This window comes from Hyphomicrobium sp., assembly GCF_036780825.1.
In the GTDB taxonomy this organism is placed as follows: domain Bacteria; phylum Pseudomonadota; class Alphaproteobacteria; order Rhizobiales; family Hyphomicrobiaceae; genus Hyphomicrobium_C.
Window position 1 is genome coordinate 1 of the sequence record NZ_DAIQCD010000023.1, and the last position, 12,636, is coordinate 12,636.

12 protein-coding genes are annotated in these 12,636 nt (G+C 64.8%); 4 read left to right on the forward strand and 8 right to left on the reverse strand.

What is annotated here, in order from left to right; translation table 11 throughout:
- Positions 1 to 7 precede the first annotated feature (7 nt).
- Positions 8 to 136, forward strand: coding sequence for a chemotaxis protein CheB (locus tag V7P99_RS10340; RefSeq protein ID WP_333794773.1), 129 nt, complete (start codon positions 8 to 10; stop codon positions 134 to 136).
- Here the strand turns inward: V7P99_RS10340 and V7P99_RS10345 are convergent.
- The 4 genes from V7P99_RS10345 to V7P99_RS10360 form a co-directional block, all read right to left on the reverse strand.
- Complete coding sequence (locus V7P99_RS10345; protein WP_333794736.1) at positions 133 to 561, reverse strand: DUF1178 family protein; 429 nt, start codon at positions 559 to 561, stop codon at positions 133 to 135. The genes V7P99_RS10340 and V7P99_RS10345 overlap by 4 nt on opposite strands.
- Positions 558 to 1,430: a carbon-nitrogen hydrolase family protein gene (locus V7P99_RS10350; RefSeq protein ID WP_333794737.1), complete on the reverse strand. Its 873-nt coding sequence runs from the start codon at positions 1,428 to 1,430 to the stop codon at positions 558 to 560. The genes V7P99_RS10345 and V7P99_RS10350 overlap by 4 nt, the downstream gene beginning before the upstream one ends.
- Positions 1,431 to 1,433: 3 nt before the next feature.
- Positions 1,434 to 1,697, reverse strand: a complete 264-nt coding sequence (gene grxC / locus V7P99_RS10355) for a glutaredoxin 3 (RefSeq protein WP_333794738.1) — start codon at positions 1,695 to 1,697, stop codon at positions 1,434 to 1,436.
- A gap of 125 nt (positions 1,698 to 1,822) precedes the next feature.
- A complete protein-coding gene (locus tag V7P99_RS10360; RefSeq protein ID WP_333794739.1) occupies positions 1,823 to 2,623 on the reverse strand; it encodes a ComF family protein in 801 nt (266 codons plus the stop codon).
- A 152-nt stretch (positions 2,624 to 2,775) separates the two neighbouring features.
- Here V7P99_RS10360 and V7P99_RS10365 point away from each other — a divergent pair, with 152 nt between their 5' ends.
- Positions 2,776 to 3,663, forward strand: a complete 888-nt coding sequence (locus V7P99_RS10365; RefSeq protein WP_333794740.1) for a methyltransferase domain-containing protein — start codon at positions 2,776 to 2,778, stop codon at positions 3,661 to 3,663.
- 129 nt (positions 3,664 to 3,792) lie between these two features.
- Here the strand turns inward: V7P99_RS10365 and mutT are convergent, their stop codons facing one another.
- Positions 3,793 to 4,200: an 8-oxo-dGTP diphosphatase MutT gene (mutT, locus tag V7P99_RS10370; protein WP_333794741.1), complete on the reverse strand. Its 408-nt coding sequence runs from the start codon at positions 4,198 to 4,200 to the stop codon at positions 3,793 to 3,795.
- 50 nt (positions 4,201 to 4,250) lie between these two features.
- Between mutT and V7P99_RS10375 the strand changes: the two genes are divergently transcribed.
- The gene (locus tag V7P99_RS10375; protein ID WP_333794742.1) at positions 4,251 to 5,234 is read left to right on the forward strand and encodes a beta-ketoacyl-ACP synthase III; all 984 of its coding nucleotides are present in this window, start codon (positions 4,251 to 4,253) and stop codon (positions 5,232 to 5,234) included.
- Between the two features lie 694 nt (positions 5,235 to 5,928).
- On the opposite strand, the gene V7P99_RS10380 is transcribed toward V7P99_RS10375, so the two are convergent.
- Both V7P99_RS10380 and V7P99_RS10385 read right to left on the reverse strand, forming a co-directional pair.
- The gene (locus V7P99_RS10380; RefSeq protein ID WP_333794743.1) at positions 5,929 to 9,357 is read right to left on the reverse strand and encodes a helicase HerA-like domain-containing protein; all 3,429 of its coding nucleotides are present in this window, start codon (positions 9,355 to 9,357) and stop codon (positions 5,929 to 5,931) included.
- Positions 9,358 to 9,404: 47 nt separating this feature from the next.
- The gene (locus V7P99_RS10385) at positions 9,405 to 10,565 is read right to left on the reverse strand and encodes a hypothetical protein (RefSeq protein ID WP_333794744.1); all 1,161 of its coding nucleotides are present in this window, start codon (positions 10,563 to 10,565) and stop codon (positions 9,405 to 9,407) included.
- Between the two features lie 356 nt (positions 10,566 to 10,921).
- Between V7P99_RS10385 and V7P99_RS10390 the strand changes: the two genes are divergently transcribed.
- Complete coding sequence (locus tag V7P99_RS10390) at positions 10,922 to 11,611, forward strand: CAP domain-containing protein (RefSeq protein ID WP_333794745.1); 690 nt, start codon at positions 10,922 to 10,924, stop codon at positions 11,609 to 11,611.
- Positions 11,612 to 11,846: 235 nt separating this feature from the next.
- Here V7P99_RS10390 and V7P99_RS10395 read toward each other — a convergent pair whose 3' ends face one another.
- Positions 11,847 to 12,632 (reverse strand): enoyl-CoA hydratase, encoded by a 786-nt coding sequence (locus V7P99_RS10395; RefSeq protein ID WP_333794746.1) that lies wholly within the window; start codon positions 12,630 to 12,632, stop codon positions 11,847 to 11,849.
- Between the last annotated feature and the right edge of the window lie 4 nt (positions 12,633 to 12,636).

Genomic DNA, 12,636 nt, shown 5'->3' on the forward strand with positions numbered 1-12,636 from the left:
CTACAATATCTCTCAGGACCAGGCGTCCTGCGTTGTCTACGGAATGCCGCGCACGCTAATCGAGCGGGGGGGGGCGAACGAGATCCTGCCGCTCGACCAGATCGGCCCGCGAATCCGCACCGCGCTCGGGTGCTAGTTCAGATCATCCGGAAGGCGCGGCACGGGCAGGAAGGGAATGCCGTCCTCGGCAAGCCCTTGCGCCTCCTCAATGCTCGCTTCGCCATAGATGCCGCGGGGCTCACTTTCATCGAAATGAATCCTGCGTGCCTCTTCGGCAAACCGCGGGCCTACGTATTCCGCCTTGGCACGAATCTCGTCGCGGATCCGGCGTAGGATTTGATGATGCTCGGACAGCGGAGACGACGTCTCGGGCGCCGCCTTCCCATCGCGCTCCGCACGCTTGGCGATCGCGGGGGCCATGATCGCCTTATCGACGGCATTGCTGCCGCAGTGCGGACAGGCAATCTGCGCGCGGGCGACTTGTGCCTCATACGCCGCGCCATCCTGGAACCAGCCCTCGAACTCGTGGCCATCCCGGCACACGAGACTGTATTTGATCATGACGAAATCTCCGCGGCCTTCTCCGAGGCCGCCACAACGTCGAATGTCCTGTCATGCCGCAGGGACGGCACGCGTGCGCGGACGCTCGCGATCTCGGCCGGATCTATGTCAGCGAAGATGACTGACGGGTGAACGCCGCCCTCGGCGAGAATATGGCCCCACGGCGAGATTGCGAGGCTGTGGCCGAACGTCTCGCGCCCATGCTCGTGCAAACCGCCCTGTGCGGCCGCAAGAACGAAGCACTGCGCCTCGATCGCCCGCGCGCGTAGAAGCGTCGTCCAATGGGCTTCGCCCGTGAGACGTGTGAACGCCGCCGGCACTGCAAGGAAAGAGGCCCCTCCCTTGGCAAGGGCGCGGTAGAGATAGGGAAAGCGCAGATCATAGCAGATGGAAAGGCCGAGCCGCCCCCACGGAAGGTCGGCCACGACGGCGTGCGCGCCGGCTTCATAGTTCGCGCTCTCCCGATAGACCTCGCCATTCGGGAGATCGACGTCGAACATATGGATCTTGTCGTAGCGCGCCGTCACCGCGCCCGCGGGCGAGATTAAAAAAGCGCGGTTGGCAAGCTTCGTCTCGCTTGCCCTGACCACGAGCGAGCCGAGGTGCAGCCAGATCCTGAGCTCCCGCGCGAGGTCCGCAAATTGCTGAAGGCCGGCATTGGTGCTCTCGGGCTCCGCGGCCGCGAACAGGCGCTCGCGGTCGAGCTCCATGAGATTGGTGACTTCGGGCGTCTGCACATACTGCGCGCCGCCGCTTGCTGCCTCGCGGATCAGCGCCGATGCATCGCGAAGGTTGCGCGCGACGTCGCGCCCCGAGCACATCTGGACGAGGCCGGCCCTGAACGCCGCCGGCGTGTGAGCATAGGACATGGGCTAGGGACTCGCGGAAAGGAGGGGATCGAGCTCGCCGCTGCGCTCGAGGCACATCAGATCGTCGCAGCCGCCGACATGACGATCGCCGATCCAAATCTGCGGAACCGTGCTGCGCCCGCCGGCCTTGGCGCTCATCTCTGCCCGGAGTGCGGACTTGCCAGTGACATCCACCTCTTCGAAAGGCACGCTCTTTGCGCGCAATAGCTCCTTCGCCATGTGGCAATAAGGACAAAGCATAGTGGTGTAGATCGTGACTTTCGCCATGTCTCCCAAGGGCTTCAATGGCCCTGCCTCGTGTCGTCCCCGTGTTTGGCCAGTATATCTTGAGACGCAAAGGCATCTCAGCGCCATGACACTACGATTTGCAACTTTTTTCCAGTGCCTGCGCCTCAGGATGGAACGAGCGCGCGATCGGTGACCATCGCGACCACGAGCACATCCACGCGCTCCGCGCCCGCCCGACGCAGAACACGCGCGCAGGCACTCGCGGTCGACCCCGTCGTGATCACATCGTCGACAAGAAGGATACGCCGTCCCGTGACGCGCTGCCTGCATCGGGGCGGGACTGCAAAAGCTCCGGCCACATTGCGCTGGCGCTGAAGACGCGAAAGGCCGACCTGGCTCGGCGTCGCCCGCTTCCTTTCGAGAACCTGCGGCTCGTAGCCGATGCCGGTGAGACGCGCCACCTCGCGGGCCAGAATGGCGGCCTGGTTGAAGCGCCGCGCGAGGAGCCGGCGCCGAGACAGAGGCACCGGAACGACGATCTCGGTGTCGAGGAGAAGCTCGCGGCCAGCCTCAACAAGCCATCTGCCGAGCAAGCGACGCACGTCATGGCGGTCGTGGAACTTGAGCGCGTGAACGAGGGTGCGGACAGCCCCCGCATGCGCGGCGACGGCACGCGCCCTGTCGTAGGGCGGCGAAGCGGCAAGAGCGGCAGCCGAGACCATGACGCCGCCCGTATCGAACGGGAGCGGCATGCCGAGCCGATCGCACAACGGGGGACGGATGAACTCGACGCCGCGCCAGCAGGGGGGACAAAGGGCATCATGGTCGCCCAGCGGCTCTCGGCAGACGAGGCAGACGGGCGGCATGATGAGGTCGGACACCGCTTGGAGAGCGCGGTGAACGAGGCGGGGCGCCGCGCGGATGCCACGCGAATTCTCGCTGTCGTCTGCGCTCCATTCCGTCACGGCTCGCCTCCCACGCCAACTTTCGGCGAAGCGGGCGGCCTCGGCAATGCCTTCGCGGCCGGCGCAGTCACGGAACGCCTCGTTCCGATACCGGCGAAAACCCGTTAGACTAGATCGCGCATCCGACGCGCCAGCACAAAGCTTCTAACCGCATGCCTGAGTCTCACGCCCTATTCGACGCATCCCTGCTGACAGCCCGGCGCAACCGCGCCGCCGGTGCGGCGACGGGGCATGACTTTCTCCTGCAGCGGGTCGCAGACGATCTCGCCGAACGGCTTTCGATCGTCCGGCGCAAATTCGAGGTGGCAGCCGATCTCGGATCGCATCATGGAATAGTCGGCCGTCAGATCGCGGCTCAGCCCAATGTGGGGCGGCTGATCTCGCTCGACCCGGCAGAGATGCTGCTCGCGCAGGCGCCCTCGCCGCGCGTCCTGGCAAGCCTCGAGGCGCTGCCGTTTGCACCTGCTTCGCTGGATCTCGCCGTATCGGGGCTGGCGCTGCATTTCGTCGATGACTTGCCGGGAGCGCTGGTCCAGATCCGGCGCGCCCTGAAACCGGATGGGCTTCTTCTCGCCTCCCTCCTCGGCGGGCGGACGCTCGCGGAGCTGCGCGAAGCGTGGCTCGCGGCCGAAGAGGAGATAACGGGTGGAGCTTCGCCGCGCGTCGCGCCGTTTGCTGACGTCCGCGACCTCGGCGGCCTCCTGCAACGTGCGGGCTTCGCGCTGCCGGTCGCCGATTCCGACGTGGTCTCCGTCACCTACAGTGATCCGATCGCGCTGATGCGTGAGATCAAGGCCATGGGTGCGTCCAACATGCTGCGCGACCGGCGACGCGTGCCGGTCACGCGCGGGCTCCTGATGCGGGCGGCTGAAATTTATGCAGAGCGGTTCGGACGCGCGGACGGGCGTGTGGCGGCGACGTTCGAGATCCTGACGCTGACGGCCTGGGTGCCCCACGAGAGCCAGCAGAAGCCGCTCAAGCCGGGCTCTGCCCAGGCGCGCCTCGCCGATGCGCTCGGCGTGCCGGAGCGGAAAGCCTAGCCCTCAGCGTTCTGACGCGGCAAGCGAAACGGTGATTGGCGAAACTATGCGAGTTAAAGTGCCCGATAAGGAGCACGGAGAAACAAAAGCTTAGAGCCGTTCCCCGATTCCACTTAAAGCGGAACGGCTCTAGCCGAGCAGATCGCGTAGCCAGGGGACGAGCGGCGCATCGGCGGGGGGCATGGGATAATCCGCGAGACGCATGGCGCGGACCCAGGCGATCTCCTGGCCCTCGCGCGGCTCTACATCGCCCTCCCAATTGCGGCAGAGAAAGAGCGGCATCAGCAGGTGGAAATCGGGATATGCGTGGCTCGCGAACGTGAATGGGGCGAGGCATGTCTCGCAAACTTCGATACCGAGCTCCTCCTGCAGCTCGCGGCAGAGCGCGACCTCGGGCGTCTCGCCTGCGTCGACCTTGCCGCCGGGAAACTCCCACAGCCCCGCAAGTTGCTTGCCTTCCGGCCGCTTCGAGATCAGGACACGGTTGTCGGCATCGACGAGCGCTGCCGCGGCGACGAGAAGAATAGGCTTGCTCATGAGATGATTTGGACCTTGTCGGAGCGGAATGGCCGCCTGTAGGAAGGAGCATGGCATCTGGATCGGCACTTCACGCTCTCGGACACTATGCGCCGGACCGGCGCGTGACAAATGCGGAAATCGAAGCGCGGCTCGGCGTCGAGGCGGGCTGGACGGAGCAGCGCACGGGGATCCGCGAGCGCCGCTTCGCGGCCCCTGGCGAGGCGCTTTCGGATCTCGCCGTCAAAGCCGGGGAGATGGCGCTTCTGCAAGGGAGCATCGATCGCGCCGAGATCGGACTGCTCGCCCTCGCCACCTCTACACCCGATCATCTGCTGCCGCCCACAGCGCCCCTCGTCGCACATCGACTCGGACTATCGCGGGCGGGCGCCATCGACATGGCCGGCGCCTGCGGAGGCTTTCTCTATGCGCTGGCCTTCGCCGACAGCTTCGTGCGCCAGCAGCGATCCGCAGCGCTGGTGATCGCGGCGAACATTCTCTCGCGCCGCCTCAACCTCGACGATCCGGTGAGCGCGGTGCTGTTCGGAGATGGCGCAGGCGCGGCGCTTCTCGTGCCGAGCGACCGCGAGGGTTCAGGCGTGCGCGGGGTGCATCTGACATCGGACGGCGCCGCCTACGACCTGATCCAGATCCCGGCAGGCGGCAGCCGAACGCCCTTTGCCGAAGGCCTCCCGCCCGACGCAACCCTCATGCACATCCGCGACGGCCGCGCCGTGTTCAGCCGCGCGGTGAAGATCATGACGGCCTCGGCGGAGGCAGCGCTTTCGCGGGCCGGGCTCACAGCCGGCGAGATCGACTATTTTATCCCGCATCAGGCGAACGCGCGCATCATCGGCGCCGCACAGCGGCAACTCGGCATCCCGGACGAAAAGCTGCTCTCCTCGATCGCACTCTACGCCAACAGCTCGGCCGCCACGATTCCGCTCACCCTCTCGCTCGCAGCCGAGCAACGTCCGTTCAGAAGCGGCGAGCGGCTTCTGATGTCGGCTGCCGGCGCCGGCCTTACTGGCGGTGCTATCGTCATCGAAATCTAATTGGAGCGGCGCGCGCGGGAATTTCACGCTGCGCCAGCGGTATGGAAATGACGAATATGGCTTGAAAGCCCAGCCGTAGCTCGGCTTTCCGCGCACTTGGCTACATCGTGTTGAGGAGAACAAAGAGCCCAACGCCGACAGCCGGTCCAAGCAATGTGGCGGCTACGAGCATCAAAAATGATCGCGCAAACATAACACGCAAAACCCCGCACTCTACTTACTTGCCGTGAAGCCCCTCCCTTCTCCGGCATCCTCCGATGTTCGCGCCCCTCAACGCGTCACGACAGAAATATAACGCAAGGAATAAATCCCCTCCAGAGGCAACCTCATTTTCGCCATAATGGTGGTCAGCGCCGCCAAATTGATTTGCTGCAATGCGGCATCAGCGAGAGAACGCACGCTTTTACTCCGTAAATTCAAAACGTTCTAAGTTGCTTCCGGATTGAAAAGGGACGTCGAATTGGCTTCCGGCGCCGGGAAACGGACGCCGGGTCTGCTTCTTTTGTTAAGGTTAGTTGCGAAATGGCAACGACGTTTCCGCCATTTTCGACGGCCGGATAATGAACCGGTTAGAGCGCGTTCACTCTTATCGGAGTCGGATTGAGCGACGAGAACGCGCGCTAAGTTTTTATTTGAGAGACTGATTCACGTTCTCGGTGAGTGCGTGTCCGCATCCACCTCAAACGATCAGGCTCTAGCTGCGGCGCGCGCTGGACATCCGCAGGGCATCGAACAGGCGAAGCTGGCGCTCGTCCTGACCTTTGGTTTCGCTGGCAAGCTGCTCGATACGGTCGAACGGCACCTGCTCTGCCAGGATCAGAGATCGCTGCGCCTTGACGGCCCGCACCAGCCCTTCCTGCACGAGATGGAACTCACCGACCGTCTGGCCCGGGAGGACGGCTGCCGGATCGAGGCCGCTCTCGCTCTGGAACGCGGCCTTCAGCTTGCGCAGCGCCGTATCTTCACGCACGCGGCCGATGAACCAGCTCGTGATCTGGTCGCGGCTCTTGTAATCGAGGTCGCCGGGCGACTGCGTGGCCAGCATCAGGCCGAGACCGGCAGAGCGGGCGCGCTTGAGCAGGCTCTGGAGCGGCTCCGCGGTGGCCGGCTTGGCGTTGGCCGGGATGTAGAGGTCGGCCTCGTCGAACATGACGACGGCCTGCAGTTCGTCGTTCGGGTTGCGCTGACAGAAGCGCAGCGCCTCGGACAGAAACTGCGAGACCCAGAAGAGGATGTTCTCGTTGTCGCCGAGGAAACCCGTGTAGATGATCGAGAGCCGCGTGCGGCCGTCGCGTGCGTAAGGGCCGAGGCCGAGCAGGCTCTCCATGCTCAGGCTCTCGCCACCGCCCTCGAACAGGGCCGCGTTGCGATGGCGGAGGCTATCGAGCTGGGCGACGAGATCACGGCGCAGCCTGCCCGAAGGATCCATCCGCTGGGTGAGGTCGGTCAGCTCCGGATCCTCGTCTTCGAGCAGATTGATGAGATCGCCGAGCGTCACCTCACGGCTGTGGCGCGAGCCCAGAATGCGCAGCGCCACCGACAGCGTGCCGGACTGCTTCTGGTGGGTCGCCGAGTTCTTGAGATGCAGCATGTCGCCGAGGGCCGCGGCCGACAGGTTGGCGAGAAGCTGCTGCTCGTGGTCGGGCAGCTCGTTGATGCTGTTCGGCAGGAGCGTGATCGAGATCGGCCGGCCCGACGAGCGGCCAGGTGTATAGACGGCAACATCGATCGCGTCCGCCAAGCGCTCGCGCTCGCCACGGCGCTCTCCGAACTCGTCGTCGTTGGCGCGCCAGACGTCGGGATTGGCGTAGCTGCAGAGGTCGCCCTTGCGGTCGATCAGCACCGCCGGGATGCCCTTCAGGAGAAGCTGCTCGATCAGGCAAAGCGCCAGCGTCGTCTTACCGGAGCCGGAGCCGCCGAGCACCGCGGAGTGACGCTTCAGCACGTTCATGTTGAGTGTGACAGGCTTGGCGGGGCCGCCGAGCTCCCGGCCGGCGAGGATGCTGGTGCCGGTCGTGCCGGTTTCGTCCAGGATCACGGAGAGCGGCAGCTCGTCGTCGTTCGCAGGGAGCGGCTCCGCAGGCGCGCCGCGACCGAGAGACCAGGGCGGAGGCAGCGCCGGATCAGTCCGGTGCTCGGCGACGTCGACCGGCGGCAGCGGAGGAGGAGAAAGCGGAGTGGGCATCTCCGGCGGAGCCTCAGCTTCCGCCGCGCGCACAGCGCCCGCGGTACGCGGCAGCGCACGGCCGAGCAGATCGAGGCGCAGAACGCTGATGATCGAAATGATGTTCGACAGCAGCTTGGCATCCTCGAACCAGGCCTGGAAGCCGGGATCGTTCCGATAGTGGGCGTGGAACTCGCGCACCATCATCATCCGCTCCCATTCGGGGATCGGAATGGTGAAGAGGCGGCCGCCGCCTTCGCGGAACTTCCGGAACGCCTGCGCCGTCTGGTTCTTCTTGTTGGTCGGATAGTCGCTGGCGCGCAGCATCACGCAGGTGCGGCCGGCCGTCATGGGCAACACTTTATCGAGCTGCCGCTTCAAGCCTCCGCCCTGCGTCGGACGGTTGCAGAGAAAGACGCGCAGCTCGCTCATGTGGCCAGACTTATGGGTCACGCGAACATCGATGCCCGGAACCTCGTCGGACACCTCGAGCCCGCCGACGCTGAGCTTGACGGCGCTGCCCCACTCGTCCCTGGCGAGCGCGAGCGCGGACGCGAACACATCCATAAGCTCATTCTCGTCGGAGGGGATCTCCGCTTCGGAGGCGTTCTGGAAGCGCTCCCAGGCGTCGCGGTAATTGATCGAGGGAGAGAGCGGGCGCGATGCGTCACCGCCCGCGTCCGGGCCGCCGAAGATGCCGCCAAGCACGGACGCAAGCGTCGACGTCCACGAGCCCTGGTCCTCTGCCGGCTCATCGCCGGCCTCGGGAGACGCCTTGTCGCGCAAGCGGCTCTGCGCATGCTCCAAGAGGCGGCGCGTGGAAAGGCCGCCGAACTCCTCGAAGAAGTCGGGGCCGAAGTACTGCGCCGGATCCGGAAAATCGAGCCCGCCGCCCTGCTCGGCGATATGCTCGAGGCGCCGCGCGATGATCAGGCGCGCTTCTTCCGGTGTGCGACTCTCGAGCAGCGGCACGGGGCCGGATTTCTCGATGCGGTCAACGTAAGACTGCGCGAGGACGCCGCGCACCTGACCGTAAAAATCCTCGAGGCACGAGATGATGATGATGGCGTTCGGCAGGCGGTTGGCGATCTGGATGAGATCGCGCGCAGCCTTCTGGAAGCGTTCCTCCGCATCATCGAAGAAACGCAGGTCCTCGACCTGGTCGATGGCGAACACGAACGCGGCGCGCTCGACCGTCCATACCAGCGCACCCAGCGCCGTGATGATCTCAAAGGCACGATCCTCGCCGGTATTGGGATCGAGGGCCGCGACGGCCTGATGGGCGAGCTGCGTCAACTGGCGCCCGAACATATACTGGCGCACGCGCTGATCGATGCGCGGGTCGCGGCGCTCAAGGTAAAGCAGAGCGCGCACGATATTGATGTCGAGATCGAGGTCGCGGAATTTCGGGCTGGCGACGATGGCGTCACTGAGGCGCAAGATCAGCACCGCCAGGTCCTCATCCGAAAGCGAGCTGTCGCGCAGCGCCTTGAGGTCAGTCTTGGAGAGGACCTCCGCATCCTCGACGAGGCGCGTCGTGAGGCGGGACAGGGCGCTCTCGCCCTCGCCTTCGCTATCCGGATCGTAGGGCTTCTCGAGAGAGTGCACGATACGGCGCAGATAATAGTCGGCATAGTTCGAGACGTCGGGCGTCATCTGCGCATAGCCGAAGTAGGCCCTGCCCTCGCGATGCGCCGACGTGCGGAGGGCGCGCAGAAGGTGCGTTTTGCCGGCGCCGGACTGGCCGTGGAAGAGCAGGATGCGCGACTGCGCGGCGGCCTGGCTGCCCCCCGCCGTCACCTGCGCCAAGAGGTCGGAGAATTTACGGCGTGCCTTGACATGCACTTCGGGGACATCGACGGGATCGGCCCGCCAGATATCGTCCTCCCAAGTGATGCTGTGCTCAAAAGCCTGGGACAGCTTGTCCACGGCTCCGGCCTCGGCGACGTCGTGCTGCATGCGTCAACAATCTCCAACGCAAAAATCAAAAAACCAAACGGGGCGCGCTATTCCTCGACCCGAACGAAATGCCAAACCATATTCTTGTAGAGGACGGCTGAACTCTCGAGATCCTCCCTGCTCCGCTTGTCCTTGAGGTCGGCATTGGCGAGGACGAGCGCGCCCGCACGATGCGCTTCCGCCAGCATGCATTTGAACTCGATCTCGGAGACCTCCCAGTTCGGGCGGTTCAGGCGGATGGTTTCCCAGACATGGGAGATGTAGGCCTTGCGGCTGCCCGCCCAGCCCTCGGCGCGCTCTGCAGCCGCCTGCTTCACGGTGCGGGCGAACTCCGCAAGATCGGGCCGCGCGGAACTCGGCGGCCCAGCTTTCGCCGCGGGCGCCGGATCGTTGGCCGCAGGCTTGAGCGCCGGCGCCGCGGCCACGAGGACCGGCATCACCGTGCGCTCGGCGGTTTCCGCCTCCGCCAACGCCGCTTCAAGAGCGCGCGCGCCGAGGCCGCGCAGAACACCCATGCGCAAGCCTTCGAGCGTCGCATCCCGGGCGCCCGCGTGCTCGGCGGCAAGCTCCGCGATCAGCTTGGCATCGGTTGCGAACGCGCGGGGGTTTTTCGAGAGCTGACCCGCGAGCAACCGCCCCGCCTTGGCGGAGAGGGCCGACCCTTTGCCGAAGCCCGCCTTGATGCGGTTACCGAAAGCGTGCTCGAGCGCCACGACCGCAAGCTGCGCACGCAGCTTCGTCGGCGGCACATTCCGCCTCAAGGGCAGCCCGAACGCCTTCTGCACAATCACCGTGCGCAAGCCTTCGAGGCGCGCCAGCATGCGAAGCCGCTCGGCCGTCTCCTTCTCGACGCCGAGGCCCTTGGCGACGAGCGCGATGTCGCGCAGTTCCGGCCACGGCTGCGGCTCGGTGGTTTTCCGTCCGAGATAACGGGCAAGGACAGCGTGGCCTTCTTCAGAGGGGACGAGGCGGTTCTTTTCTTCGAGGGCGAGCCCCGTGGCGACGAGACGGCCGATCTCCTTTTCCGCAAGCCGGCGCCAGTCGGCGGACGAGAGCTTGTGCGTAAAGAGCGGCGCAAGGTCCGAAGTCACCTGCGCTCGGCTGGCACCGTTCGGGGTTGCCAGACGGGCAAGGATCAAATGGCCGATCTCCGTTGCGCCTATGCGCCGCGAGCCGGCAAGGGGAGCACCGTTGCCAAGCGCCGACATTCCCGTAAGCCTCCGGCTTGATGATGATTGGCAGCCGCACGCGCGAATCAGCGGCAAGATTCCGGGAGTCTGAGGGAAAACACCTTGAATTCCAAGGGATTCAACACTGCGCCCGTCTCATTTTTGAAAAAGTTGCATCTCCGCCTCACCTGATCAGGCTTTTGCCTTGGGAACGCCCAATTGGCGACACCTTCATCCGCAAAATTCCGAACCGGCTCCGGGGGATGGATCAGATGGGGGCGCGTTTTCTCCGCTCATTCCTCAGGGTAAACCCCAGCTTAGTGTTAACGGCGAGTTAACTCCTTATTGAGATGTTGGCTCTTCATACCGCGCATCCATCTGCGGGAGTTCAGGGAATGTATCGCGTCGCCCTACCGGCTCTCCTCCTTGCGGCCTCTTTCGCCCTTGGGGCCTGCAGCCTCAATACGGGTGCCATCTCGTCGGGCTACAACGACCTCGGCGACACGGCCTCGCTTACGCCTCAGGGAAGCTCCGGCCTCGGCGCCACGGGCTCCATCGGCCACAACGCGCGTAGCGCCAGCTCCGCGCCGGCCGCAACACAGGTCGCTGCCTACCCCGCCGACAAGGCTCCTAAGGGCTCATTCGAGAAAGCGCCGCGGGGCGCACTCTCGGACCGCGACTACTCAAGCACGACGCTCGATCCCAACCGCGCCCGCGATCTCATCAACCAGTATCGCGCCGAGCATAAGCTCAAGCCGCTCAAGCTGAACCTGGCGCTGACCGACGCGGCCAAGGCCCACGCGCGCGATCTCGCCAAATGGGACCGCATCTCCCATTACGGCTCGGATGGCTCGAACCCGTGGGACCGCGTGAAGCGCACCGGCTATAAGCCCAAGCTCGCCGCCGAGAACGTCGGAACCGGCCAAGTCTCGTTCAACGAGGTGCTGAGAGGCTGGAAGGAAAGCCCGGGGCACAACAAGAACCTGCTGCTTGGCGATGCGCGCGAGATGGGGCTTGCCCTGGTGCAGGATCCGAAGACGGAGTTCAAGTCGTTCTGGACGCTCGTCATCGGAACGCCGATGTAGTAGCGGTGCCGCGCGCCCAGCGACTCACGTGAAAACGTGAGAGTGCTTCTCATCGGACACTTGGCCTGCATGGCTCCGCCATGACCGGTTTCCACTTTTCCGGAAGCACTTTAGAGCGCGTTCACTCTTATCGGAATCGGATTGCGCAACGTGAACGCGCTTTAAGTTTTTATTTGAGAGACTGATTCACGTTCTCGGTGAATGCGTGTCCGCATCCACCTCAAACGATCAGGCTCTAGGCATTCTTGAACCCGGGCTGCCGCTTCTCGATGAAGGCGGCCATGCCTTCCTTCTGATCCTCGGTGGCGAAGAGAGCGTGGAAGGTGCGCCGCTCATAGCGCATACCCTCGGAGAGCGTCGTCTCATAGGCGCGGTTCACGCAGTCCTTGGCCATCATCACGGACGGAAGCGACATGGAGGCGATGGTCTCCGCCGTCTTCAGCGCATCGGCGAGGAGATCCGCCACGGGCACAACGCGAGCAACAAGACCGGAGCGCTCCGCCTCCGCCGCGTCCATCAGCCGTCCGGTGAGAATGAGCTCCATGGCCTTCGACTTGCCAACGGCGCGGATCAGACGCTGCGTACCGCCAGCGCCGGGCATGATGCCGAGCTTGATCTCCGGCTGTCCGAACCGGGCGCTGTCGGCGGCGAGGATTAGGTCGCAGCTCATGGCCAGCTCGCAGCCGCCGCCGAGCGCAAAGCCTGCAACGGCCGCGATCACCGGCTTGCGGACGCGGGATATGCGCTCCCAGCTGGCAATGAAGTCCTCCTTGTAGGCCGCGATGTAGGTCCTGGCCTGCATCTCCTTGATGTCGGCGCCGGCCGCGAACGCTTTCTCCGATCCGGTGAGGACAATGGCGCCGATCCCGTCGTCCGCCTCGAAGGCATCGAGCGCCTTGTTCAGCTCGGCGATGAGCTGATCATTGAGCGCATTGAGCTGTGCCGGGCGGTTGAGCGTGATGAGGCCGACACGGCCTCGGGTTTCGGCAAGAATGGTTTCGTAAGCCGTTTCGTTGGCCATCGCG

Excerpts from the sequence above, each read along its gene's own strand:
- V7P99_RS10345 (WP_333794736.1), bottom strand. The coding sequence starts at position 561 with ATGATCAAATACAGTCTCGTGTGCCGGGATGGCCACGAGTTCGAGGGC.
- V7P99_RS10350 (WP_333794737.1), bottom strand. The coding sequence starts at position 1,430 with ATGTCCTATGCTCACACGCCGGCGGCGTTCAGGGCCGGCCTCGTCCAG.
- grxC (WP_333794738.1), bottom strand. The coding sequence starts at position 1,697 with ATGGCGAAAGTCACGATCTACACCACTATGCTTTGTCCTTATTGCCAC.
- V7P99_RS10365 (WP_333794740.1), top strand. The coding sequence starts at position 2,776 with ATGCCTGAGTCTCACGCCCTATTCGACGCATCCCTGCTGACAGCCCGG.
- mutT (WP_333794741.1), bottom strand. The coding sequence starts at position 4,200 with ATGAGCAAGCCTATTCTTCTCGTCGCCGCGGCAGCGCTCGTCGATGCC.
- V7P99_RS10375 (WP_333794742.1), top strand. The coding sequence starts at position 4,251 with ATGGCATCTGGATCGGCACTTCACGCTCTCGGACACTATGCGCCGGAC.
- V7P99_RS10380 (WP_333794743.1), bottom strand. The coding sequence starts at position 9,357 with ATGCAGCACGACGTCGCCGAGGCCGGAGCCGTGGACAAGCTGTCCCAG.
- V7P99_RS10385 (WP_333794744.1), bottom strand. The coding sequence starts at position 10,565 with ATGTCGGCGCTTGGCAACGGTGCTCCCCTTGCCGGCTCGCGGCGCATA.
- V7P99_RS10390 (WP_333794745.1), top strand. The coding sequence starts at position 10,922 with ATGTATCGCGTCGCCCTACCGGCTCTCCTCCTTGCGGCCTCTTTCGCC.
- V7P99_RS10395 (WP_333794746.1), bottom strand. The coding sequence starts at position 12,632 with ATGGCCAACGAAACGGCTTACGAAACCATTCTTGCCGAAACCCGAGGC.